General features: G+C 44.6%; 28 protein-coding genes, 1 tRNA gene and 1 other annotated feature. Of the genes, 20 read left to right on the top strand and 9 right to left on the bottom strand.

The window, feature by feature from the left end; genetic code table 11:
• Positions 1-160 precede the first annotated feature (160 nt).
• Positions 161-1132, top strand: a complete 972-nt coding sequence (locus NYE33_RS26285; protein WP_042136312.1) for a helix-turn-helix transcriptional regulator — start codon at positions 161-163, stop codon at positions 1130-1132.
• Positions 1133-1771: 639 nt separating this feature from the next.
• On the opposite strand, the gene NYE33_RS26280 is transcribed toward NYE33_RS26285, so the two are convergent.
• A complete protein-coding gene (locus tag NYE33_RS26280) occupies positions 1772-1936 on the bottom strand; it encodes a hypothetical protein (protein WP_179093550.1) in 165 nt (54 codons plus the stop codon).
• 88 nt (positions 1937-2024) lie between these two features.
• Here NYE33_RS26280 and NYE33_RS26275 point away from each other — a divergent pair, with 88 nt between their 5' ends.
• Entirely contained in the window at positions 2025-2147 is a 123-nt protein-coding gene (locus NYE33_RS26275; protein ID WP_269323257.1) for a hypothetical protein, read from the top strand.
• 39 nt (positions 2148-2186) lie between these two features.
• Here the strand turns inward: NYE33_RS26275 and NYE33_RS26270 are convergent, their stop codons facing one another.
• A complete protein-coding gene (locus NYE33_RS26270) occupies positions 2187-2417 on the bottom strand; it encodes a YuzF family protein (protein ID WP_231575419.1) in 231 nt (76 codons plus the stop codon).
• A 195-nt stretch (positions 2418-2612) separates the two neighbouring features.
• On the opposite strand from NYE33_RS26270, the gene NYE33_RS26265 reads away from it, so the two are divergent.
• Complete coding sequence (locus NYE33_RS26265; protein ID WP_156118607.1) at positions 2613-2780, top strand: hypothetical protein; 168 nt, start codon at positions 2613-2615, stop codon at positions 2778-2780.
• A 990-nt stretch (positions 2781-3770) separates the two neighbouring features.
• On the opposite strand, the gene NYE33_RS26260 is transcribed toward NYE33_RS26265, so the two are convergent.
• Together NYE33_RS26260 and NYE33_RS26255 are read right to left on the bottom strand one after the other, a co-directional pair.
• A complete protein-coding gene (locus NYE33_RS26260) occupies positions 3771-4859 on the bottom strand; it encodes a DUF262 domain-containing protein (RefSeq protein WP_341068222.1) in 1089 nt (362 codons plus the stop codon).
• Positions 4860-4861: 2 nt separating this feature from the next.
• Entirely contained in the window at positions 4862-5602 is a 741-nt protein-coding gene (locus tag NYE33_RS26255) for an FRG domain-containing protein (protein WP_042136319.1), read from the bottom strand.
• Positions 5603-5913: 311 nt separating this feature from the next.
• Between NYE33_RS26255 and NYE33_RS26250 the strand changes: the two genes are divergently transcribed.
• Positions 5914-6753 (top strand): Rpn family recombination-promoting nuclease/putative transposase, encoded by an 840-nt coding sequence (locus NYE33_RS26250; protein ID WP_081969954.1) that lies wholly within the window; start codon positions 5914-5916, stop codon positions 6751-6753.
• Between the two features lie 859 nt (positions 6754-7612).
• Here the strand turns inward: NYE33_RS26250 and NYE33_RS26245 are convergent.
• Entirely contained in the window at positions 7613-7756 is a 144-nt protein-coding gene (locus NYE33_RS26245; protein ID WP_341068219.1) for a hypothetical protein, read from the bottom strand.
• A gap of 318 nt (positions 7757-8074) precedes the next feature.
• Here NYE33_RS26245 and radC point away from each other — a divergent pair, with 318 nt between their 5' ends.
• Positions 8075-8683, top strand: a complete 609-nt coding sequence (gene radC / locus NYE33_RS26240; RefSeq protein WP_052421828.1) for a RadC family protein — start codon at positions 8075-8077, stop codon at positions 8681-8683.
• Positions 8684-8830: 147 nt separating this feature from the next.
• Here radC and NYE33_RS26235 read toward each other — a convergent pair whose 3' ends face one another.
• Complete coding sequence (locus NYE33_RS26235) at positions 8831-9190, bottom strand: helix-turn-helix domain-containing protein (protein WP_019911550.1); 360 nt, start codon at positions 9188-9190, stop codon at positions 8831-8833.
• A gap of 164 nt (positions 9191-9354) precedes the next feature.
• On the opposite strand from NYE33_RS26235, the gene NYE33_RS26230 reads away from it, so the two are divergent.
• The 5 genes from NYE33_RS26230 to NYE33_RS26210 all read left to right on the top strand — a co-directional run bounded on the left by NYE33_RS26230 (position 9355) and on the right by NYE33_RS26210 (position 12413).
• Entirely contained in the window at positions 9355-9597 is a 243-nt protein-coding gene (locus NYE33_RS26230) for a toxin-antitoxin system YwqK family antitoxin (protein ID WP_052421829.1), read from the top strand.
• A 17-nt stretch (positions 9598-9614) separates the two neighbouring features.
• On the top strand, positions 9615-10049 hold the full coding sequence (locus NYE33_RS26225; RefSeq protein WP_042136323.1) for a tetratricopeptide repeat protein: 435 nt from the start codon (positions 9615-9617) through the stop codon (positions 10047-10049).
• Between the two features lie 569 nt (positions 10050-10618).
• Complete coding sequence (locus NYE33_RS26220; protein ID WP_042136325.1) at positions 10619-10954, top strand: hypothetical protein; 336 nt, start codon at positions 10619-10621, stop codon at positions 10952-10954.
• Positions 10955-11030: 76 nt separating this feature from the next.
• Positions 11031-11432 carry a hypothetical protein gene (locus NYE33_RS26215; protein WP_341068215.1) on the top strand — a complete coding sequence of 134 codons (402 nt, stop codon included), beginning with the start codon at positions 11031-11033 and terminating at the stop codon, positions 11430-11432.
• A 39-nt stretch (positions 11433-11471) separates the two neighbouring features.
• Entirely contained in the window at positions 11472-12413 is a 942-nt protein-coding gene (locus tag NYE33_RS26210) for a copper amine oxidase N-terminal domain-containing protein (protein WP_042136328.1), read from the top strand.
• 202 nt (positions 12414-12615) lie between these two features.
• Here the strand turns inward: NYE33_RS26210 and NYE33_RS26205 are convergent, their stop codons facing one another.
• Positions 12616-13641, bottom strand: a complete 1026-nt coding sequence (locus tag NYE33_RS26205; protein ID WP_042136330.1) for a hypothetical protein — start codon at positions 13639-13641, stop codon at positions 12616-12618.
• Between the two features lie 442 nt (positions 13642-14083).
• On the opposite strand from NYE33_RS26205, the gene NYE33_RS26200 reads away from it, so the two are divergent.
• From NYE33_RS26200 to NYE33_RS26190, 3 genes are all read left to right on the top strand, one after another.
• Positions 14084-14542 carry a helix-turn-helix domain-containing protein gene (locus tag NYE33_RS26200; protein WP_197074357.1) on the top strand — a complete coding sequence of 153 codons (459 nt, stop codon included), beginning with the start codon at positions 14084-14086 and terminating at the stop codon, positions 14540-14542.
• A 2-nt stretch (positions 14543-14544) separates the two neighbouring features.
• Positions 14545-14736, top strand: a complete 192-nt coding sequence (locus NYE33_RS26195) for a helix-turn-helix domain-containing protein (protein ID WP_042136332.1) — start codon at positions 14545-14547, stop codon at positions 14734-14736.
• A gap of 123 nt (positions 14737-14859) precedes the next feature.
• Positions 14860-16011, top strand: a complete 1152-nt coding sequence (locus tag NYE33_RS26190; protein ID WP_042136333.1) for a tyrosine-type recombinase/integrase — start codon at positions 14860-14862, stop codon at positions 16009-16011.
• 268 nt (positions 16012-16279) lie between these two features.
• On the opposite strand, the gene NYE33_RS26185 is transcribed toward NYE33_RS26190, so the two are convergent.
• A tRNA-Val gene (locus tag NYE33_RS26185) sits at positions 16280-16351 on the bottom strand.
• 363 nt (positions 16352-16714) lie between these two features.
• Here NYE33_RS26185 and NYE33_RS26180 point away from each other — a divergent pair.
• The 5 genes from NYE33_RS26180 to NYE33_RS26160 all read left to right on the top strand — a co-directional run bounded on the left by NYE33_RS26180 (position 16715) and on the right by NYE33_RS26160 (position 20697).
• Positions 16715-17191: an NUDIX hydrolase gene (locus tag NYE33_RS26180; protein ID WP_042136496.1), complete on the top strand. Its 477-nt coding sequence runs from the start codon at positions 16715-16717 to the stop codon at positions 17189-17191.
• 26 nt (positions 17192-17217) lie between these two features.
• Positions 17218-17700: an NUDIX hydrolase gene (locus NYE33_RS26175; RefSeq protein ID WP_042136497.1), complete on the top strand. Its 483-nt coding sequence runs from the start codon at positions 17218-17220 to the stop codon at positions 17698-17700.
• A 26-nt stretch (positions 17701-17726) separates the two neighbouring features.
• Entirely contained in the window at positions 17727-18497 is a 771-nt protein-coding gene (locus NYE33_RS26170; protein ID WP_042136498.1) for a creatininase family protein, read from the top strand.
• 259 nt (positions 18498-18756) lie between these two features.
• Positions 18757-19572 carry a helix-turn-helix transcriptional regulator gene (locus NYE33_RS26165; RefSeq protein ID WP_042136499.1) on the top strand — a complete coding sequence of 272 codons (816 nt, stop codon included), beginning with the start codon at positions 18757-18759 and terminating at the stop codon, positions 19570-19572.
• A gap of 174 nt (positions 19573-19746) precedes the next feature.
• Entirely contained in the window at positions 19747-20697 is a 951-nt protein-coding gene (locus NYE33_RS26160) for an aldo/keto reductase (RefSeq protein WP_042136500.1), read from the top strand.
• A 538-nt stretch (positions 20698-21235) separates the two neighbouring features.
• On the opposite strand, the gene metG is transcribed toward NYE33_RS26160, so the two are convergent.
• On the bottom strand, positions 21236-22897 hold the full coding sequence (gene metG / locus NYE33_RS26155; protein WP_042136501.1) for a methionine--tRNA ligase: 1662 nt from the start codon (positions 22895-22897) through the stop codon (positions 21236-21238).
• A gap of 116 nt (positions 22898-23013) precedes the next feature.
• Positions 23014-23283: a binding site (T-box leader), on the bottom strand.
• 122 nt (positions 23284-23405) lie between these two features.
• Between metG and NYE33_RS26150 the strand changes: the two genes are divergently transcribed.
• Both NYE33_RS26150 and NYE33_RS26145 read left to right on the top strand, forming a co-directional pair.
• Positions 23406-24443 (top strand): site-2 protease family protein, encoded by a 1038-nt coding sequence (locus tag NYE33_RS26150; protein ID WP_042136502.1) that lies wholly within the window; start codon positions 23406-23408, stop codon positions 24441-24443.
• 67 nt (positions 24444-24510) lie between these two features.
• Positions 24511-24726, top strand: coding sequence for a hypothetical protein (locus NYE33_RS26145; protein ID WP_144026120.1), 216 nt, complete (start codon positions 24511-24513; stop codon positions 24724-24726).
• The last annotated feature ends 111 nt before the right edge of the window (positions 24727-24837 follow it).

Raw genomic sequence — 24837 nt, 5'->3', positions numbered from 1 at the left:
ATATTGTAAATCCGCAAGTATATATTGGACGTAGTTCCTGATGATTATATACATTTAACTTAAAAAGAGAGAAATGAAATAACAGCAAGTAAAATCAAGTAAGGATCTTCCATTATCTTTAAAATAAATGTAGGGTGATTGAAACGGGGTGAAATGACGAATGTACGAGTGGCAGAAACAAATTCAAATCATCGTTGATGAAATAGACATATGTATTAAAAATTATAATGATGAAGCCTTGACACTACGCAATCTTTCCCGCAGGCTGGGTTATTCCGAATTTCATACTACGAGAAAATTCAAGGAAATATCGGGTATGCAATTTAGGGATTATCTGCGGCATAGAAAATTAGCCTTTGCGCTTAAAGAAGTTCGGGATAGTGAAAAAAGCCTTTTAGATATTGCCTTTAATTATGGCTTTTCATCACATGAAGCGTTTACCAGAGCCTTTAAGGGAACCTATGCTGTAACCCCAAGTAATTTCCGGAAAAATCCTAAGCCAGTCGTTCTTCGTACAAAATTAAACCCGTTTGACCGCTACTTTTTTGGATTGGGAGAGATTGGGATGATGAAATCTACAGATGATGTGAAAATTTATTTTGTAACCATTCCCGCTCACAAATTTTTGCACATTAAAAACTATGAGAGTAATGGGTACTGGGATTTTTGGCAAAAGCAAAATCTTATCCAGGGACAGGATTACGAAACCGTCTGCGGCTTACTCGATAGTATCAAGGGCAAATTGGATGACGATGGCGGGAGTGAACCTAATGGGGGCAGCGGTCAGATTATGGCGTATATGAATGACCCGGACGGCAGACTCTGTGATTGGGGTATCCCGCGTACAGAGTGTTATGGTGCACGGCTTCCTTTGGATTATAAAGGCGAAGTACCACCACAAATGCTTATGGCTGATGTTCCGGAAGATAAATATATTGTATTTGAACATGGGCCATTCGATTATGAGCAGGAGAATCGTAGTGTGGAGGAAAAGATTGAACGGGTAATGGCAACTTTTGATTTTGCAGGCACGGGTTACTCATTTGATACTTCCGCCGGTAGGATGATTTACTTTTATTTTAATCCGGAACGGCATTTTAAGTACATCAGACCTGTGCGGAGCCACCTTTAAAGAACACGCTCCCGCGGCTGGCAATATGCGCGTTTTGATTTATATGAAATGATATAATATCAGAAATTTAAAGGTCACTGCTTTTAAAAGGGTGGCCTTTTTCTATGTCCTGGGAGGTGGTTACGCCCTCAGTGTGGATGGAACTTAAAGGGCATGAAGAATGACCGTTTCTGCACTCATGCGGCTACACAGAGACGTTTAATAGAGGAGATGATCACAGATCATTGTTGATAACTTCGCGGGGGCGGCGAGGCGAGTACGGGAATGGAGCTGGCTGTTATGTTATGCAATTGCTCGAATCAATTCATCCGCATGGTGGCAATCATTATATAGATTAATAGGGGCTGTTATACCCCCTATTGATTACTTCCGTTTCTTACGGCCAATTAAGCCGCCAACGATCCCAAAGATCAAAATACCAACAAAGGCAAATACAATCCAAAAAGCTATACGCACAACAATCACTCCTTTGAATAAACAATACGATAATAGGTGGATTTTCGCAATGAAGGAGGCAGGAGCTATTGCCTTTTCTAGTTGACGGAAAGAAAATATTGATCAGTGAAAGTGCTATGAAAAGAATAGTGAAGCCCACCATCTTCACCAACTCCTTTATCAAATTTAGGCATGAGCGGAAACTCACTTATCTTTAGGGGGCTTTGGCTTCTCTGCCTCATACATGGAGACTCCAAATATAAGTCCTAACCCGCCACCAATGGCGATGTTGTCAAAAACAATGGAGAATGCAATACCAAAACTGATGCCTATAAAAAGCGCAGAGAGCAATCTTCTATTATATTTCAACACGCAGCACCCTTTTCAATTATTTAACATTTGTACGCCGATCAGAGATTTTAGTTTCGAGGGGGATAGCCCCAGGGAGGGAACAGACATGTTGCGAATAGTTCATCCTCTCTGCACCACCGGATCAACCCAGGCGGACGAGAAGACACCGGCAGTAAGCTTTTGGGCTGCAGCAAGAAAACTTCTCGGGGCTCAGGTGGAAAAGGCATAAAAAAAGAGCTGCTTTCGCAACTCTCTCATGAACTGCCATTTACTCTGGCATGATCCAAACGATCTCACAGATGCGTACAAAGAATTTTCTGCCTCTGGTATCCAATACAACGTGGTCTGGCTTTACATCCATCAAACAGCCGCTAATCCCGCCGCGAGTGGTTTCAAGTACCACCTGCTTACCTTTTACAGACATTAAGGTTTCAACGACATAGGGATCAATAGGATAGACCATGATGGCTTGCGGCATCTGTTGATGCATTGGATACATTTGATTATTCAGCACTTTGTTACCTCCCAAATGGTTATACCTCATGCTATGCAAATGCCTAATTAAAGAGCTAGGCGAGAGCCCATTTAAGATAGGTACTAAGCGATATGACACAAATACGTAAAAATAATAATTCAACGGAGGGAATGGTTTCGGACAATGTAGATTCTAATTGTATCGTAATCAGATGTCCCGATGAACTTGCTGAAATGGCAAGAGTTTACCAATAGAATTATTAGTTTCCATGCTGCGGATATGCAAGACCGAGTCATTTTAGAGAAAAGTGAACTGAACTGGGTGAAGGAGTTTATTTCAGGAGAAGTTGTTGGTCAGGCCGAAGGCCATCGACACGCGACCAAATAATCTCAGCGCAGGGAGGCCGGTTAGTGTTAGCTATTAATTACTAATGATATACCATAATAATATATAAGTTATTCCGAAGAAAAGGATTACACCCAGTATTGAGATGGCAAGAAGAATAAGGATAACTTTATTTCCGTTCATAAATGCACCTCTTAAATAAAATACCTCTCCCAATTTTTAGTGTAGGGGAGAGGTCGAAGCGAAAGATTGGGCAAGCCCTCACAACTCGATTGTAAAGGATTGGCAGAGAACTATCAAATACACATTTAAATGTAGGCTTCCTAGTGGAGACAAAACCCATACCAAACTATCCAGGATACAGTGTAAGCCGGGGTATGGTGTCCACCGCCTCCCACTGCACAAGCAAACGGCGGGCAGAAGACACCTGAACAACTGCAGGAAGCAGTAAGAGAAGCAGCGCTTGTTTCATTAAAAAGAGTTGGTCGCGGTGATCAGATCAAGGAGGTGAACTAAACATGGACTGATATCCCTATGGCGGTTTCCCAGGTCCTGGAACGGAATTCACACAGATGTTTACGGAAGTTTTGTTGTCCACTGACAATCAAGCGAAACTTCCCGGTGGCATCCTTTTGAAAAAAGGTCAGGGAGTTGTGAAGAAAGGGACAGTCATTGGCAAAATTACAGCTGCTTGAGCTGATCAAGGCAAGAGGGTAGCCGTTTTTGATGGAAAAAACGTCCCCAATCTCATAAAGTTGAAGGGATGCTACAATCAAAAAAAAGACAAAACCCTTATAAAATAAGGGTTTTGTCAGGTGATGCAGTATAGGACGGATGGGGTTCGAACCCATGACCCCTACCCTGTCAAGATTGACAGGCCTGTAAACCGCTGTATCCCGACATAGCCGGAAGTCCTTGTTTATCAAGGGTTTTCGGCTTTTTTATATTGGGTTGTGACCTGTCGTTTCCGCTTATTATTTCGAGTTCGTGACCAGTGTGTGACCGCATCGCATTAAGATAGATTGTCTTGGTTTAATAGTTTTTTATTCGTAAATATTTATTGAAATAATCTTCAATTATTCTATAGCGTTCCTTAATGGACAGTGCATCATTGGTGCCTTGCTGACTTAAGCGGTCATATTCCAACAAGTCAAAGTCAGCGTCCGATATATTTTCTGATGCGGCCTTTCTGTTTTCCTCAATTGCATTTTTAAAATCCAGGAAGAATTTGCGACCAACAAGGTTTAAATCATTAATTTTTTCTTTTTGCCCTCTAAATAACAAATAGTAAATAGGAATAGATGCTTGAGATCGTAACAATTCGTCATTCGTGTTGAATACATTTTCCATTGAATCTAGGATACTCAAGACCACTGACCCGATATCTCTTGGCTTTAAGTGTTTGTTATTTTTGAAAATTTTAACAAAATTATCAAGATATACTTTTTTTGTATCAACTATTCTTTTTTGGTGTTTGAGTGAGTATTCAATGAAAAGGAGTCTACACGCAACTTCACGATGTTGAAATCGCTTATCTGGAAATCTAACATTATTCTTGAAAAAGTCATGTGAGGCAATTTCACGAATTATTTTAGCCATCGGTCCTCCGATGGAATTACGTCTTTCCGCTGCGTTAAGGGGGACGGCTTCATTTAAACGTGAAAACATGTCTTCTATTAGCTCTATGTCATCAGTTTCCACACATATTATTGGTAAAACAAATGAATCAAAAACAATTTTTAATTTTGGATAATTGATCCCTAAATCTGCGTAAGTAAGGTTTGCCGCTTTGATGCTATCGTCACGAAAATAAACGAAATCTTCAGATAATGCAAACTCGCCTTTAATAAATTTCCATACTGTTTCTAATCTTTGTCTTCCATCAATGATTGAGTGAGTGTAAATATTTTTTTTGTTGGAATTGTCTGGTATGACATGGAAATACAACTTGGGTAGATCATAATCATTTAGTATTGAATCGATAAGCAGTTGACGTTTTTCTACTGTCCAAATGTCGCCTCTTCGTTGATAATTCGGGTCTTTTTCAATTGCATCATATTCTGAATTTATTCTTAATATAGTACTGTTATTAAGTGGATAAGTTTTAATAGTACTTTTCATTTTTACACACTCCTTAGTATTTCCCCTATGCTTTGCATCTCAGGGAACAGTTGGAATTTCGAGATTCCTAGTAATGATAACTCCTCCAGTATAGATTGTTTACAAGAACTAGGTACAATATAACGCCAAACGTGCTTTTTATCACCGATATTCTCAATAGTTGAATCATTACGATGGTCTATTGTAAAAGCACCGAGTTGAGATTGCATACGAGTACTATTTCTCGGTGCAATCGCTGCTAAAGGGTACAATTTACTTGTCGTCTCTCCTGCAATTGATTCCGGGCTATAGTTTTTCAATAATACATCTTCAAAGGAAGGAATATCATAAGTGTAAGTTGGTTCAATGTTACTATGCTTATTTAATTCTACCGGAAGGAGTACCCACAAGGCCCCATCTTTATCTGCTTCTCCACTTGCACAAAAATAAAGAGCAGTTAAAGGACTCTCTGACCAATCAAGCAGTCGTGTAGGCACACCATGATGTTGCATAATGAATAACCAGTTGAACTCATTAGCAGGCAATGGATTAAGAAGCATAGTTGCACTTTGCTTAAACTTCTTAATTAAGTTACTCTCGGATACACGATTTGATACTCGAGCATATGATGGCTCTAGTTTCCAGGTCTTATCGGATTGCCCACGGTACCATATAGGACCATCATAAGCCCCAATATTTGGCTTCAGGTGCTTAAGAAGGTCACTAATTGACTTTATTTGTTTATCAGTGTATTTATAACTCATGTAAACTCCTCCATATGAACTATGTTTTATTAAAGTCTTCTACGGTATAAAGGGAAATTCCTCCATTTATATTATATTGTTTTACGATTTAAAAGAAAATGTATAAAATTGAACATTCACAACAAAAGCATACCCCTTCGGCGTATAGCCATCAATACCGCACTTCAATCCTTTAAACTGCTTCTCTAAAGATGCTTTTGCGGCAATTCTTCAAAACGACAACCTGATTCAATCTGAGAGTTCTACGGATCTTTATTGGGTTCAAAACCTGCGGGAAATGCTATAATAGATAATGAATGGAGCTGATGCCGATGGATTTGCTGGACCCACGTGTAGATTTCGTATTCAAACGGATATTTGGCAGCGAGAACAATAAGGATGTGCTGTTGGCGTTTCTTAACCGCATTTTCACGGAAGCTGGCGAGCCGCCGCTGACCGAGATCATTCTGATGAATCCTTATACGGACAAAGACGATCCGCTTGACAAACAATCCATTTTTGATGTTTATGCCAAGACCTCTGAAGGTAAACTGATTGATATAGAGATGCAGTTATTTAATAAGTACGACATAGAGAAAAGAACGCTTTTTTATTGGAGCAAACGATATGCGAGTCAACTCAGTGAAGGCGACAAGTATCCAGAGTTGAAGAAATGTGTGATGATCAACATTTTGAATTATTCGTTCCTGAAGAACGACCAGTACCATAATGTATTCCATTTGCGTGAAGACCTGACAGGGGTGTCTTTGATTGACGACATCGAGGTTCATTTCTTAGAATTACCGAAGCTAGATGAACGTAGTGTTCCATCTGAAGGTGGATTGATCAATTGGCTGTTGTTCTTAAAAGGTGCCGATACATCACACTGGGAGGTGCTGAAGATGAATGAACCGGGATTGGAGAAGGCTATGGATACCCTGCAATATTTGAGTCAGGATTCGGATGCCAGACGACTGTATGAGGCCAGACAGAAGTATTTGCATGATGAGGCATCAATGATTGAAGGGGCGAAATCTGCGGGTATTGCAGAAGGTGTAAACAAAGGAAAAAGAGAAGTTGCCCAGAATTTGTTGGCTATGGGAATGGATCATGCGGCTGTCGCCAAAGCAACTGGTCTAAGTGAGGATGAAATCAGGTCTATAAAGTTTTAACATCCTTATTCTTTCAGCAGATTATATTAAAAAACAAGGACTTTGGAGGGCTCATCCATGTCCTTGTTTCATTTATAGCAGCTCTTCGAAGGCGGTGGGCTTGAAGCCTGCTGCAGAGTATATTACCGCTTAATAGGCCGTAGTACACAGGAATGTTCATTTGATTGTAGATGTGTCTCTGCTAATGCTTGCTATTATGGGATTCCAAATAAAAAAATAAAATATTTCGCATTAAACCAGCCGTTTTTCCGTTTTGGAGAAACGGCTATTTTTGTGCTGTTTTTTCTAAGTTTACCTGTTGAAAATGTCTATTACAGAAACGAAAATGCGAAAAATTTTCTGACCCCTCCAGGATAATTATAAAGAAGGAACTATTGAGAATTGTTGCCCGGGGGGTGTCATTTGTGATCTGTGTCTATGCACTTAATGATGTAGGCCCCTTTGAATAGGAATTAACCGAAGACGGGTATCTAGGCTGATCCCCAAAATTGATGAGCAGCTCTTCTAATCTTTATCTTTATGAGTTTTCCCCATTTTTTGGGAAAAGGGTAGACCTGAAATAGTTTGAAAGGTGGTGATAACAAAGAACAAGAGACCAGTATTATCAGAATATATGAAATCATAAACAATCACCTGCACATTCCCCAAATCTGGGGAACGAGCATCACGAAAGGAGGTGATCAGTGGATAAGAATCTTAGTTTATCAGACAGCATACTTTCTGTGGTGTCTCTATGACTAATCATGAATCACCAAAACACATTCGCCAAAACTGGCGAGAGTGCTTTCTACAAAAGGAGGTGATAACAATGGTCGAAAGGCGAGGATTACCTGATGACATAACTATACTTGTGCGACAGCTAGTCATGAACGGTCACATTCGCATGGCTGGCACTGTGCTGTACACGTACTTTATCAGGTGCTGGAAACTGGATGATGAGCATGCTGCTTACTACATGCGGCGTTACTTTGAGAAGTATTTCGCTCCGCAGTTGCAGAGACATCTTCAAAAGCTTAATAAAGTGTGATCCATCTTAAATGTGAAAGGAGAACTTCCATGCGTTATCCTTCATCGGAAACGAACCGGATACAGAATCCACCTTACCTTGATTCTCCTGAAGGCCGTAAGTACATGCGAGTGCTCGTTCAATCTGTCCTGAATCAAATGAAGATCAATCAAACAAAAAAAGGTGGCCCGCAAAAGGAGCACACCAAGTAATTCAACTTATCATCAGCTTACCAAAAATATAGTTCGCCCACAAGCAGGAGAGGCCACTACGGTCTCTTCTGTTTGCATTTCAACCATATGGAGGTCAATTGACATGCAATCATATCAAATGAACAACCTGAAAGCCCTACTGGCTGATACACTCTGCGAAAAATCAGAGGGATATGTAATGAAGCAATTATTCAGCCGCTATACGACTTTGCCTGAACTATTAGATGTAGATGAACACGAACTGCTAACCATTAAAGGGGTTGGCAAGTCTAAGGCTCGTCAGATCATATCTGCTCTGCAACTGGCACGTATCTTGAATGCACCTGCCCAACAGGTATACACCATACGCTCTCCTAAAGACGCAGTAGACCTCATGATGCCAGAGCTCGCTTACTTGCAACGAGAGCATTTTGTACTGCTCTTTCTGAATATAAAGAACAGAGTGATCGGTAAAGAGACGATTGCTATTGGATCACTTGACTCAGCTATTGTGCATCCACGCGAGGTCTATAAAGCTGCTGTTAAAAGAAGCTCTGCTGCGATCATAGCCGTTCATAACCACCCTTCAGGTGACCCAACACCTTCGCGGGAGGATATCGCTCTTACCGAACGTCTGGTGACCGCAGGAGAGATTATGGGAGTGCAGCTTTTGGATCATCTAATTATCGCTAATGAAAACTACTGCTCAATGAAAGAACATGGCCTAATGTAGCTCCTTCATTGTTACGTTCGAGCCGCCCTTGACACGGAGCCTCTGTCGCCATGATACAAGGCGATAAGGCGATGCCATGAACCAGCATCGCCAAGGCATCAGCCTATCATGGCGACCCCTCCGTATAAAGGGCTTTGATGTTCATTCTTATTCGTTGTTGTGCTGCCCCTGTTCAAAGTGTGGCAACATGGCCTTGACTACATCTAAGACCATTTGTTTCTGTGGATCATCCAATCCATTTGTTAGTAATGCGAATTGAAGGGCAAAGACATCTCGTTCTACACTGTCCAGCGTTGCTTTAAGCAAGGTGTCAGTAGAAACATTAAGAGCAATGGACAACCGTACTAGCGTCTCGACAGAGAGAATACGCTCTCCACGTTCAAGCAGCCCCATGTATGAAGCCGATATCCCTACGCTCTCTGCAAGCTTTTCCTGAGTCAGGTTGTATTTTAGTCGCTCTTCGCGTACGCAATTTCCAATGAGCTTGTAATCTATTTTATCATCCATGCTACCATTCCCTTCCTCCCAAAATGTAGTGGAAAGTGAAGGAAACAGTAACGGACTTCAAGAATTAATATATTACAACCATAAGCATTGACGTATATTGGCACATTTCGTATGCTTATGGGGTTACAGCCTATGAACGAGTAACTTGGAGGGAGGGAATCAATATGTCGATGAAAAATGGTTTAGGAACTGAATATTATCCAAGTGGTCGCGTTAGATATATCGGTGAGTTTAAAGATGGAATCTATCATGGAACAGGAAAAGTATATTGGGAAACAAATGGAATCCTGATGTATGAAGGTGAACTTAAGGACGGCGACTTTAACGGACACGGAACATCCTATTTCAGTGATGGGAGATTGTGCCACAAAGGAATGTTTAAAGACGGAAAACCAGTTTTTGAATAATAGCTGGAGGTATGAAGATGGATGTTCAAACGGCGGTCAACTTAATGCAGCAAGGACTGCAACATAAGCGTAACGGAAAATATGAGGAATCTTTGAAATGTTATTTGGTAGTTGTGTACTGGATCAAAAGTGAACCGGAGCCTTACAAGAACCTTGGGAAGATCTATTACATACTCGGTCAATATCAGAACTCAATCAATTGCTACAAAAAATGTATTAATTTAATGGGCACCATGGACATTGATAATCTACGGCATATGGGTCATGCCATCTGCGATCCTCTGGCAGCTTCCGTAGAGGAAAAAGCGATTGTAGAAAATTACCGCTGCTCTATTGATCCATACTTTGGGCAGTTTGGCTCAAAAAAATACGGGCATGTAACAATAGCACCGGATACTCAAGAGGAATACAACAGGTTATGCATGAACAAGGCTGCATCGCTTCTAGGATAATGGATTCGTTCATAACAGAGAGGTGTCCTGACCATGCTTATGGTTTCTCGGTTCGACGGATATTGTCGTAAATGTGGATTTCCTATTTTTGAAGGAGATGTTTTTGATTATCAGCCTAATACTCCCTATAGAGCACAATGCGTCAAATGCTTCAAGGAGGTTCCGCCTGAATCTCCATGCCCTCATTATGCTGTATGGGCAACGGCAGACTATTTTACACCGTCCAATCGCCATAGGCACACTACGTCAGGAACACGGAAACATATGGTCCACTGTTGCATTTGTCAGAAAGAGTTTAATAACGTTCCAGAGAAAGCGGTATGCGTTAAAACGTTTATCACTTCCCAGCATGGAGCAAGCTATCCATCATCCAGAATGGAATTCGAGGTATCGACCTCAAGTTTGCAGCGACAGAAGCATCTTATTAAAACGGTGGCATCGGTGATTCAGGTTATGCTGCTGAAGCATCAGTTTCCTGACATGTTGATAACGGAGGCATACGCACAAATTGATAGACTGATCGAACTGTATCAAAGCGATTAATCGACCTGTTGAAGGAGTCTCTCAACTTGCTGGTAATGGATAAAATTAAGCAATTGTACAACATGTTTCCCCATGAGGTGTATCTCGAAGTCAGCAGAGCTGTCTTTTTTACGCTTCAATGCCTTGGCTGCTCTAACGGCACATTAGGTGCAGGGGCACTCTTCTATCTTGCATCGTTAGGAGATAATGACAGTTTATTGGATGATATAGTGCAGCATATCAGGCGTTTTGGTGATTCGCAAGAATCTTTACTCTTTGCACATGTTGTCACTGAACTGTCCTCACAGATGCAGTTGTCCTTGCGGCAGAGTATCGAACTATCAGATATGGTCGCAGATATAATCAGGAAGATGAACCACTGAAAGGGAGTCAAACATGCAGATAAGTAAACTAGGGTCGTTGGTTGAGAATGAGACGGATAAGATTATTTTTTCTCACATGTCTGAAGATGGCGATGCCAAACTGGTCAAACGGATTGGAGATAGGATCTGTACGTGTATCGGAAGCTTTCGGCTACATACAGATCAAAAGAATCAAATCCGAAGCACGCTTAATGGCTTTAACGCGGATTCCTTTGGCGGTGTTGGGGCAGCTCTTTTAATCATTCCGTATTTTGAGATCAAGTTTAAACACATGGAGAAAATTGCGGAAGCGAGCAATGGATTTGTCATTCATTTAATGAATTACTTGATCAAGGAAATCGGTAAAGCTGAATTCATCCAAAAAATCTGGACTCTTCAGGAGGCCGTAGGGATATCAGACAAATTCTACGATGGACTCGTGGATTACTTTGGCTCCAGAAAAAGTGAAGTTATTGTTCCGATCATGAGCAGAATCTAATGCCGTAGCTGTTCCTATTATACTTGGAGGTGTCGAAGAATGAATAAAAGAGCAATTCAAATGATGTTAGTATTATGTTTGATTCTGGCCTCAATCGGTACAGGTGGTCATGTGCATGCCGATTCTACACAAACCATAAAGGTTATGGTAAACGGCGATTATCTTAAGCAGGACAAGCTTGCTACAATGAAAAATGGGCGAGTCATGGTAGCGATCAATCCGGTCAGTGTCGCATTGAAAGCCACTTTGCAGTTCCAATCCGCTAAGAAGCCTATCAAAATCAAGTATGGGACCAATGAGGTTACTTTTACATTGGGTCAAAAGACAGCTTATGTAAACGGGAAAAAGCTTGCACTTGATGTGCCGCCGCAGACCATCAACAATACGACCATGGTACCCCTGCAACTCCTGAGTAAAGGGCTGAATGTTGATACTGCCTGGAAAGAAGTATGGAAAGTCGTTGCTATCGAACCCAAGCATGCTGCTAGTGAAATTGCCCTTACTGAGTCTGAAGCGTTGAAGAAAGTAAAATCCTTGCTGGGCAATGGCGTAACCATCAAAAGTAAAGGGACTGACCTACTCAGATTCTATACATTTCAAGGTAGCACATCCGAATATGAGTATGATTTCTTCAACTATGTAGACAAGTACACTGGTGAGATTTATTCCGTTACTCTTGACGCAGCGTTTGAGAGTCTCTCTAAGGCCGAAGGGCTCAAGGCACTGGATGCCAAGGTTCGCCCATTGCTTACACGGGAGCCGAATATCGAGGATGGATATGATACAAAGATAATCAATGGCAAAAAACATTATGCGTTTGAAGTCTTTTTCGTTGGAGCCAGTAACCCCTATTATTATGTAACTACTGCGTATGTAAGCGTGGATGCCAAAAGTTTCTATATGCTGACGAAGGACAATAAGGTTGTTCTGTTCTCAGACAAATTGTTTGTTCAATATATGAACGATACTCTTAAAGAATAAATGTCAATCTTGAGCGGATATTCGCTGTTCATTTTACTCACCTTCGCTTAGATATGGTCTGATATCTAGGAAAAGCCCTTGACTGATTTTTTAAGTTGAGGGCTTTTGTATTGAACAGAAATGTTTGTACGGAGCGTAGCAATTCAATTTGATAGATTAGTCTTCTTGCTGTTTATAACGCTTCTACGAACGTCTCAGTGGCTTATAGAGGGTGGAAATAGTCAAGCAAGCTCTGTCTTGGATTCGGTAATTGATTCATCGCCCAACCTGAAGGTATCGTGACTGGGTTTATACCGAGCTTTCTCAAAGCTTTAACTCTCCGATTGAATACCTCTTTGCTGGCTGTGAGCATAAACTGCTCTTTGGCCGAATTAACACTCCCTGCATCCTTAACAAGCCGAAGCATACCGATTAGATTATCCTGTGTTCTTTTCTGCCGCACCAACTGTCGCACACGTCTTCTTGCATACGAAAGGCTGTAGAAGTCACCAAGACCAATTGAGCGGTCAAAGTAAGTCAGGAGGATGGATTCAGCAAGCTGTTCACTTAAGAAATGCTCTATGTGCTTGTTGGGAAATCCCGCTCTCCTTCTTATGTAGTTAATCTTACTGCTACGGCACTGTACCTCAATTCGCAAAATATTCCTTGCCTCTTCAAGATGTTCTATTCGTATTGTTGTATGCTCATTCTCCAGCCGACTTTCCGTTTCATTTTCTTTGTCGTAAAAGTTCAAGATGAGTGATCTGGATGTGGAGTATGCACTGCTATCGTATTCATTATGGAGTGTATAGTGACGGTTGGGCGTCCTGCTGTGATGAAAAAGCTGAATATACTCACTGACGTTCTCTGTCGATACATCAACACAGTAGTCAATTCGTTTGCAATTCCAATGATTGAATGTTGGTAAAACTCCCGACAGGTTGCCAAAGATAGTGCGAAGTTCTCTATCAAAAGGTTCAGTAATTAAGGGTATCTCCGTCACTGTAGTGGACTGGATGAGTAGTTCGGGGTTCAGCAGTAGCTTGGGATTCAATAGAATCTCAATAGCTCTGTACGTTAATCCTGTATGCAGTGTGTAATGAATCAATCGGATTTCTCGAAAACCATTTGGGCTATAATAAGTGTTTTTATAAACACCTCTGGATACGTCCAGATTCAGCCGCTCTTCAACATCCCTGAAAAGCTCTTCATCTGTTATTGGGAACACAATTTCCATGGTGTGCATCATAATGTCTGCCTTCTTTCTATAGTAGCTTATATTGCATCTGGTGAGGCCTTGAGAGGCCACCAGACGTAATGTAGCAAGGAGTTTAAGCAATTCTCAGGAGCAAAAATCGGTCTCGCTCACAGGGAAGTACTTTATCTTTTTACCGCTTATCTTGTCTTAATAATATTGTGATCGTGACAAATTTGTTACAGCGTTATTGTATGAAGCTGATATTGTATGATTGCATTACATGTGATCTGTAGGAAACAGTATAGTATGTGGATGAGTCGCTGTAAATAAATTAAATAGGCTAAAACGGCTTAAAACACTCATTAAGTACGTAAAAAACCACAAATATCTACTGTGATTAGCGCTTATCTACGTTTTAAGCCGACTATTATCTATTGACTATCGGAATTTGGAAAAGTATACTGTTTCACACGGGAAACGACCAATGAGGAGGATGATGAAAGTGGAAATCGGTGAAATCATCAAATACTTTAGAGATATGAACAACATCGGGGTAAATGAACTGGCTAGAATTTCTGAAGTTCCTGCGAGCTATATTAGCAAACTGGAACGAGGAAACAGCAACAATCCATCTTTTGCGATTGTCAACAAACTTACCAAGGCACTTGGACTTACTGACGATGAAATAGCCTTCATCATGCAGTCTCTTGATAGAGATATGTCAGTAGATCAATTGTACGTGGAGGTGAAAAAAAGAGGCACTATGGCCTATCTTGGTGTAGAACAGGGCATTGAGTTTCAACATTTGTGTTTTGATCCTATCAGGAGTAATTTGTATCGTTATGCAGGTGATTTGACGAAAGAGGACTATATGTTGATCAGCAGCAGCGTAGAGCATCTTGTACAATACCTTGCTGCCCGAAACAAAAGTGAAAATAGAGAGGATGATTAAGCATGGAAGTAACCAATAAAGAAAACACATCTGTCGTCTTGTCTGTAGCCGATATTCAACGGATGATGGGGATTGGCAGGAGACAAGCCTATGAGCTAATGCATTCCGGCCAGTTTCATGTCGTTCGAGTTGGACAACGCATTCTCGTATCTGAAGCGGTGTTTTTGAACTGGCTGAATCAACCTGCAAGTTGATTTCATCGTGAGTATAAGTATCAAAACTGAAAGGGGGTGATCGCCTTGAGCGATTAATCAGCGGTGGGCTGTCGCGGCTCACCGTTATTTGTGTTTTCAAAAAACTTGAGAGGATGAGCTATTATGGAAGGTTCAGTGAAAAAGGATGATAAGACTAATAAATGGTTTTATGTTGCCGATGTTGGAAAGAAACCAAACGGAGACCGCAATCAGAAGAAGAAACGCGGCTTCAAGACCAAAAAGGAAGCAGAAAAAGCGTTAAACGAATTGCTCAATCAAGTTCATTCGGGAGCCTATGTGGAGCCCTCGAAAATGCTATATAAGGACTATCTAAAACAATGGCTGGAGGATAAACAGACTAAAGTAAGAGCATCAACCTTGCAGACCTATTCATGGCTCGTAGAAAATCACATTATCCCCGCTCTAGGGCATGCAGAGCTTGCGAAGTTAACTCCATCACTCATTCAGCAGACATATACAGTAATGATGAAGGAAAGCAAGCTGGGCAGTGAAAACATTCAAAAGATTCATACCCTCATAAACGATTCTCTTAAAAGGGCAGAGCGTTGGGGATTGATTTCAAAGAATCCTGCTGCTTTGGTGGATCGTCCAAGAGCAGATAAGAAAGAAATACAAATTTGGGATATGAATGAGTTGAATGTTTTTCTAAGGTCAGCACGTGAGAGTCGCTACCATATCGCCTTCTTTATAGCGGCTTGGACGGGTATGCGTCAAGGTGAGATTTTGGGATTGCGGTGGAAAGATATTGATTTTGGTAATAAGACGCTTCGTGTAGTCCAGACTTTGCGGCATAACAGCACGGAATTGGTTTCAACAACTAAAACAAAAGCAAGCAATCGCAATATCGCTCTTTCAGAAAAAACCATTGAGGCACTGCAAAAGCAGCGTAGACGGATGCTCAAAGAGCGATTACACGCTGGAGAAGTCTATAACGATCACGATCTTGTTGTCTGCACGGCTGTGGGAACACCACTAAACTCCCGCAATTTGAATCGTGCGTTCTACGATCTGATTAAGAAGGCAAAGATAAGACGCATATCCTTTCACAGTCTTCGTCATACACATGCATCATTGATGCTTGCATCGGGTGAAAATGTGAAGATCGTGTCCGAGAGGCTTGGACACGCCAATATACGTATCACACTGGACACATACAGCCATCTGCTGCCAAACATGCAAAGGAACGCTGCTCAAAACTTCGATAAGCTAATGCTCACTGGTTACGGACTGGCGGAGGCTGTAAATCAAAATTAAAGATGCTTCGATTTCACACTCTGATCTTAAGGAGAACATACAAATGAGGAATAATTATGATGAGCAACAATCGGTGAACAGTAAAAACAATTTGAGAGATGATAAATAAGCGATCTTCCGGAAATTATGGGAGGTCGCTTATTTTATTTGTGCAGATTTATACGCTCGTGACCAATCCGTGACCACAAGGGGTCAACGGCTTCTTTGGCATGTCTATTTTCTGTCCATAAAAAGCAAAAAAGCCTTATATAATAAGGCTTTCTGCATATAGGACGGATGGGGTTCGAACCCATGACCCCTACCCTGTCAAGATAGTGCTCTCCCGCTGAGCTACCGTCCTGCAACGAAATTTATAATACCATACGATGTGAGGGAATGGCAAGAATTTTTTATAACGAAGAAATAGACTGGATGTCATATGGGGTTTAATGGAAATAAATAGGAGGTATTGCTATGCTACTCTGGGGAAGCGGATCACGGCGGAAGAGAAGAAGGCCGGCCGTGATTTGACAGGTTAGATTAATCCCTTTACTGGCGGCAGATGATAAGTTAAGGTGCAGGTCCCGCTGAATGTGAGCGGGGCTTTTTTGCAGCGAAAAAGTTGAGCGACACAGAAAAGATTTTATAATATAATGATGGCAATTGTCTGGGAATATCTCTCAATCATTCCATTATACATAATGAAGCCGAAGGAGTTCTTCTAATGATCGTAACTTTGCATGAATCTGAAATGCCTGAGGTTAGTCTTAAGTATGTTGTGATTGTCATGAAGCAGGGTGAGGACTGGGTTCTGGTGCGGCACCGCGAGCGGTCCACATGGGAATTTGCCGGAGGACATATTGAAGCAGGAGAGAGTTCTGATGAAGCTGCCGCCAGGGAGTTGTATGAGGAAACAGGCGCTGAGGCGTACAAGTTATACCCTATATGTGTATATTCGGTCAGAAGTGAAGAAGTACCCGCGAACTACGGGATGCTATACTTTGCAGCTGTAGATAAGTTCGGCCCCCTGCCCCCATATGAAATGGAGGAGATTCGCAGATTCAGAGAAATTCCGGAAACGGTTACGTATCCGGGGATATATCCGACGCTAATCGCGAGAGTAACTGAATATATCAAGCAACTGAGCGGAAATGCCAATGAAAGCAGATCTATTGAACAAGTGGAATTTGGTGCGCAATAATCATACCATTGAACGGAGTGATTGCCGTGTCTATGCCTACTCATATTGTGGCGGTCGGCGGGATTGTTGAGAATGGGCAAGGAGAAATTTTGCTGGTCCGAACGTTTCATGGCGGTTGGGTGTTTCCTGGAGGGCAAGTGGAGGCGGGAGAGAATCTGATGGATGCGCTAACCCGTGAAATACAGGAGGAAAGTGGCATCCTCACTGTGGTTGACCAGCTGATCGGCGTGTATTCCAATACGGGGATGTACAAATGGCATGACGGTGTAACCGATGTCCCGACCAAAGTGATGCTGGACTATGTGTGCAGGCCAATCGGCGGGGCATTAGCAACATCGGATGAAACATCGGAGAGCTGTTGGGTCAGCCGGGATAAAGTGCTTGAGATGATTACCAGCCCTGCTATCCGCACCCGTTATGAAGCTTATCTGGCATTTGACGGTACAGTCGCTTATATGGCCTACCAGACCAAGCCCGAATTTACAGTAAGTCTGAGCAGGAAGATATGATGCAGTACCATATAAGGAGATTATAGATGAACGTAGAATATGGGAAATTAACTTTTCTGGAGATTAAGCAAAAAGCAGCCGAAGGCTATATGGCTATTATTCCAACTGGCTGCACGGAGCAGCAGGGGCCGCATGCGACGGTGGATTTTGATATCTGGCTGGCTACCGAGCTGTCTATTGAAGCAGCAACTATGGCAAATTTGAGCTACGGTGTGAAGTCGCTGGTAATTCCGACGATTCCATTTGGTCCAACTCCCGAGCACCGCAATTACGGCTATGGCTACATCGACATCCCGCAGAAGGTATATGAGGATGTGATCTATGCGGTTCTGGTTTCACTGGCTGACCAGGGCTTCAAGCAGCTGGTGATTATGCGCGGCTGCGGCGGACATATGCTGAACCAGGTGGCTGTGAAATTTAATCAGGAGTATGCAGGAAAAGCCAGGGTTCATCTTCCGCATCATCCGTTCCATGGTGTCTGGTGCACACATGCCGATCCGCATATTCCGGGTGGTCATGCTGATAGCTTCACCACATCGCTGGGACTCTATAAACATCCTGAGTGCATCCGTGAGGAGCTGATTGCCAATCCCGGCAGCAGTGAACCGGACTGGGATGATCCCGGACTCGACTTCACCAGGTACTCGGCAACGGGTGTCATAGGTGATCCGACTCATGCCAGTGAAGAATTAGGCCGCAAGCTGTGGAAGGGCTCTGTGGAGGCTATCGCAGCCGAGCTGCAGAAGATTGCTGCGCAGGCTGTTGAAATTACTACGGCTGAAGCTTCCAGGCTGTAATGCAAACATAGGCAAGCAGCAGAGAGACACATGCGAGATAGTTAAGCCCCGTAAGCCTCGTCCATGTTACCGCACCAGCGGCTTGGAGAAGCCAGCGGGGTTATTTCTATTGATCGCGGTGCGAAGCGAAGGGTGTTCTACAGCTTTTTATGCGAGAGATTATGGTATAGCTTCTCAGGTCCGAATTCCGTGTGAGTTTGTGAACGGCAGAGAATAAGGTAGAATAGGGACACCAATTGCTGTGAGAAGAGGTTAGTTTATGAGCGATGAGAATTCGAAGTTTAAGCGGCTTGGAGAGTATCTGAAATCACGCCGGGACCGGCTGCAGCCTGAAGCTGCCGGGCTTAAGGAAACGAACAGCCAGCGCAGAACACCCGGACTACGGCGGGAGGAAGTGGCGATTCTGGCGGGTGTCAGCAGCACCTATTATACGTGGCTGGAGCAAGGCAGAGAAGTTACTGCTTCCAGAGAGATTATGGAGAGTCTCAGCCAGGCCCTGCGCTTGACCCCTGATGAGCGGACGCATCTGTTCGAGCTGTGGAATCCAGGGAACCCAGATACAGTTCCTTCTATTAATACGGTGAGTCCCGGGCTGAATCCGCAGTGGCGGGATATTATCAGCCAGCTGTCTTATCCGTCTTTTATTACGAATGAGCGGTCCGAGGTTCTGGCCTGGAATGATAAGGCGGGTGAAGTTCTTAGCAATTTCGGGAAGCTGCCCGCTTCCGAGCGCATTATGCTCCGTCTATTGTTTCTCGATCAGGGGCTGCGCCGCCGGATGCTGAATTGGGAGGAGTTCGCGCTCTATTCAGTAGCTGTGTTCAGAACCTATTATGACATGCATCTGCACGATCCCTGGTACAAAGACATGGTAGTGAAGCTCTGTGAGGACAGTATGGATTTCGCAGAGATGTGGAAGCTGCACAACATTCAAGGCAAAAAAGTAAATCGCGTAGTCATACAAAGTCTAAGCACAAATCAGTCTGTGACCTATGACATTAACTCCGTTGCGAGTCTGGCCGATCATCCGGGTCTGCATATCTGTATTTATACACCTGTGGTGGCAGAGAGCTGAGAATCGAAAGGAGTCACCTGGACGGCCGGTCTGTTTCTATTTCTGTTCTGTGCTGTTCTGTTACCTGGTAATGATCTTACTAGCATAAACGTACTGTGGCTGCTCCATGGCAGGAAGGTTAGAATAGGGACATATCCGAAGAATCTTTCACCGGGAAAAGAGGGAGACAACCAAATGCAGACAAGAACACTCGGAAACGAAGGGCTGACAGTATCGGCTCTGGGACTAGGAACGATGATGATGCCGGAGAACGAAGAGTCGGTAAAAGTGATCCATGGGGCACTCGACCTGGGAGTAACCCTGCTGGACACAGCAGATATCTATGGAGATTTCGCGCAGCAGCGTTTTGGCAGCAATGAGAGGCTCGTGGGCCGCGCACTTAAGGGTAGACGGGATAAAGCGGTTATTGCGACCAAATTTGGCATTACGCATACTCAGGGCCCCAAGGGTGATCCGGCTTATATCAAAAAATCCGTAGATTCCAGCCTATACCATCTCGGTATGGATTATATTGATCTGTATTATCAGCACCGTCCTGATCCGAACACACCTATCGAGGAGACTATAGGCACGCTGGCTGAACTGGTCAAGGAAGGGAAGATCCGCTACATTGGCTTATCGGAAGCTTCACCTGAGCTGATACGCCGCGCACATGCGGTACATCCCCTTACGGCACTGCAGACAGAATATTCGCTCTGGAGCCGGGAGGTGGAGGATGAAATACTGCCGCTGGTCAAAGAACTGGGCATCGGATTCGTTCCTTATAGTCCGCTGGGCCGCGGATTTCTGACCGGTCAGATTAAAAGCTTCGACGACCTGCCGCCGGACGATTACCGCCGTAGCTACCCGCGGTTCCAGGGAGCGAATTTCGCCAGGAATCTCGAAGTGGTCTCGCTGATCGGGCAGATGGCAGCCGAGAAGGACTGTGCTCCTTCGCAGCTTGCGCTGGCCTGGCTGCTTGAGCAGGGTGAGCAATTTGTGCCGATCCCGGGAACAAAGCGGCTGGATCGGGTGCAAGAGAATCTCGGCGCGTTGCAGGTAGTATTGTCAGCGGATGATCTGGCCCGGATCGAGCGGATCTCCCCGCAGGGTGTTGCAGCCGGAGGGCGCTTTCCCGGCCATTAAGGGCTGAAGGGTTAAGAATTGCAGCAGCATCAGCTACGCATTGAAATCCAAAAGCGTTCTTATCTGCACCGCTTGTTTTGTAAGCGGTGCGGATAAGGATGCTTTTTTGAGTTGCGCCGGCATATCACCAGTGTTCGGAATCTTGTGAAAACGGAAATAGGTAACAAGTAAAAGGTAGTAGGTAGCAGGTGACAGGTAGCAGGTGACGGGTGATAGGTGACAGGCGACTGACGACAGGCGACAGGTGACAGGTGACAGGTGACAGGTGACGAGTAACAGGTAGCAGGTTTACTGGAGCAAGTGTTCATCGCAAAAGTGAAGCGGACTGAGAGGACCCTATTTCCCGAAAAAGCCGCATTTTGAGGCTGCAACGGACTGAGTGCGTTATTTTGTTCATCCGGCCCCAAAATGAGGGGCGGCCGGGCATATAAGAGATTCTCAGTCCGATTGACCCGGGAATCTGCCTGATTTGCAGGAATAGAGGAATCTCAGTCCGCCTCATCAGCCAGCTGACGAGGGGATGATGAAGTTTTCCGCCTCAGCGCTGCAAGCTCTTAAGCCGCTCGGTCTCCTCCTCAATCCGCGCCACATCAATCCGTTCGAACAATAATTCCAGCCCCTGCACCCGCTGATGCGCCGGAACGGCTACCGGCTGCCAGACAGGCTGTTCAAGGGCCAGAAACCCCCTGATCTTGCCGCAGGAGAATGGAATGAACGGGTTCAACAGGTTGGATAGATTAGCAATGATTTGTACACAGGTATACAGCGTGCTGGCACAGGCGGCGGGGTCATTCTTAATCTGCAGCCACGGCTGCTGCTGATCGAAATATTTGTTGGCCTGGCGGATATGGGTGAAGACATGCTCGAGCGCTTCTTTGAAGCTGCCCCCCTCAATAAGTCTCCCGGTCTCACTGTACAATGTATTAATGCTGCCGGCCCATGCGGCATCCAGTGTGCCCTCAGGCACCTCGCCATTCCAGAACTTATTCACGAATACCAGACTGCGGTTGACGAAATTACCGAAGGCACCCAGCAGCTCGCTGTTATGGCTGTAGATGAATTCTCTCCACGAGAAGTCGGCATCCCGTTTCTCAGGACCGTTCGCCGTCAGGAAATACCGGATGGAGTCCGGATCGTAGCGGCAGAGAATATCCGGCACCCAGACGGCCCAGTTACGGCTTGTGGAGAATTTCTCCCCTTCGAGAGTCATGTATTCACAGGAGAAGATACGGTCCGGCAGATGAAGGTCTCCAGCACCCAGCAGCAGAGCCGGCCAGATCAGGCTGTGAAAAGGCACATTATCCTTGCCATGCACATAATAGGCTGTAATGGGAGGGTACCCGGCGTCCTTGTTCTCAGTGGATTCAAGCCAGAAATCCTCCCAGCGGTTGCCAGTCCCGGCAGCCCACTGCTTGCTGGCGGACAGATAGCCGCTGACCGCTTCAATCCACACATAGATTTTTTTGTCCGTGAAGCCATCTACAGGAACATCTACCCCCCAATCCAGATCCCGCGTTGCGGCGCGGTCCTGCAGTCCTTCCTGCAGATATCTGCGGGTTAAACGCACAGCATTGTCTCTCCAGCCCTGCGCAGAATCCACATAATCTGAGAGTGCGCATTGGAAGCTGGACAGTGACAAATAATAATGCAGGGTGGAACGCAGCACCGGCGGGGTTCCGCAGATTTTGCAGGTACGCTCCAGCAGGTCAACCGGGTCGAGTATCGTAGAACAGTAATCACATTGGTCACCCCGGGCCTGCTGTCCGCAGACCGGGCAGATTCCCTCTACATAGCGGTCCGGCAAGTAGCGCTGATCCTGCTCACAGTAGCATTGGAGCGTAGACTTCTGGTACAGATGGCCGTTATCCAGCAGCTTAAGGAACAGCTCCTGCACCACACTGTGGTGATGCTCCTGATCGGTCCGGGTGTATAAGTCATAGGTGAATCCAAGCGAACGGAAGCAATCTGTGAATTCCTGATGATATCTGCTGGCGAATTCACCAGGGGATACACCTTCCTGCGCCGCCTGCACAGCGACGGGAGTGCCATGGCAGTCACTGCCGGAGACATACAGCACAGCGTCGCCTTTGGCACGGTGATAGCGGGCCAGGATATCTCCCGGTAGAATACTCGCAAGCCTGCCCAGATGCAGGGAGCCATTGGCATACGGCCAAGCCCCTCCGATAAAAATGTTTGTCATGTCATTGTCCTCCTATAAGTTTTGTTGACAGATGTTTCCTTGAAACGGATTCGGACAAAACCCGTTTCGGAAAACATGTTTAGATTTCTAAGCGCACAAAAAAGACTCTCATCCCCAAAAGGGACGAGAGCCTGTGCTCACGTGTTACCACCCAAATTCATCAATGCCTTGCGGCATCCACCTCTTCAGGTACGTCCGCATAAGCCTGCGGGTATACCCTAGCATGGTAACGGATGCGGGTTCCGGCGCAGCCTACGTCCCGTTTATGCGGGCTTCGATGCGCAGCTCTGAGACCATATTCCCGTGGGTTTTCTTTGCTCCTTTTCAGCGGCCGGAGCTCTCTGTGAAAGAATTGCCAAGGTACTCTTTCTCTTCATAGCTATTGTGGTTATCCTAATTACTGGATATCATATATGCAGGTGATGGCTTATGTCAACACCAGATATAGAGATAAAGGAGAATGAGACTTTTGCCGGAAAAATAGCAGGAAAAGAAAAGCTCAGGCATAATGGGATGGCTTGGTAGCGCGGGAGTACTGCTGCTGCTGAAGGGCAAAACCATTCTGTCTCTGCTTAAGCTGGGGAAGATTGCGGGACCGCTGATTTCGATGATGGTGTCTATCTGGGCCTATGCACTGATCTCACCATGGCAATTTGCAGTGGGCTTCGTTGCCTTATTATTCGATCATGAGATAGGCCATGTTATCGCTGCCAAGCGGATCGGGCTGCCGGTGAGCGCACCGCTGTTTGTTCCTTTTATGGGCGCATTAATTACGATGAAGAAACAACCGCTGGATGCCAGAGAGGAAGCCTACGTTGCTTTTGGAGGTCCCATTCTGGGGAGCATTGGCGCGGCCGCCGTCTTCGGAGCAGCTTATTACTATCACAGCCCGCTGCTGTATTCACTGGCTTATGTCGGATTCTTTATAAACCTGATCAACCTGCTGCCAATTCATCCGCTGGATGGGGGAAGAATTGCAACTGCGGTTACCCGGTGGTTATGGCTGGTGGGTCTGGTTGGAGGTCTGGCTGTGATCATCTATCTGAAATCTATTCTGTTCGGTATTATCTGGCTGTTATTTGCCTATGACATGTACAAGAAATATATCAGCCGGCGCACGAAGAATCAGATGCATGCCGTATTGAAGAGCTTCCTGATACCGATTGAAGATTTGCAGGATCAAGGGTATCTGATTCCCGGACCTGAGCACAAAAGGGAACTGCCTTTTACCACCTACAGTGATTTGAACCGCCAGCAATATCTTGGTGTCCGCTGGGACAATCTGGACTACTACGGTACAACGACTATGCCTGTGCAGTCCATTATCGATAAAGTCCGGATCGTACAGCTGGACCAGCTGTATGTGGATGCTAAGCTGCAGCTGAAGATGCAGTGTGAGATCAGTTTTACAGTGTTTGATAATGATAAATATTATGATGTGCCGGCCGCGTTACGCTGGAGATATGGTATTGCTTATTTTGTACTCGCAGGCTTTCTCGGCGGCATGATGTACCTTGTGCATATCGTTGGCAATGTAAATCTGTAAGAAATCGTTTATGAAGCCCCTGATTCGTCAAAGCTGTATAGAGCCAAGAAGAACAGGGGGTACAATTATGCGCAGGTCAATAGTGTGGAGCGGGGTCATTGGAGTATGTGTGATGCTGGGGACGGCCGGATGTGCGGCTGGCGGTGAGTCTCCCGGGTATACGGGGATTCATAAGATGAACGGGCTGGATGGCAGACTGGATACACCGGATAGTCTTATATCACCGGTTATGCAGGATGTGTACGACCGTTCGATTCCGGAAGAGGTGTATTCCATTCAGTAGTCCGGCGGAAGCGGCTTATCCGTCTTCCCTATCCCTGAAGACCAGAGGCTCTATACAGGATATTAAAAATTCTGTATAATGGCTCAATGTTGATTGGACCTATAGAGAGGG

Source organism: Paenibacillus sp. FSL R10-2199 (assembly GCF_038000235.1).
GTDB lineage: Bacteria > Bacillota > Bacilli > Paenibacillales > Paenibacillaceae > Paenibacillus_AQ > Paenibacillus_AQ phytohabitans.
The sequence above is the reverse complement of the archived record's forward strand: the minus strand, read 5'-3'. Positions and strand labels throughout refer to the sequence as shown.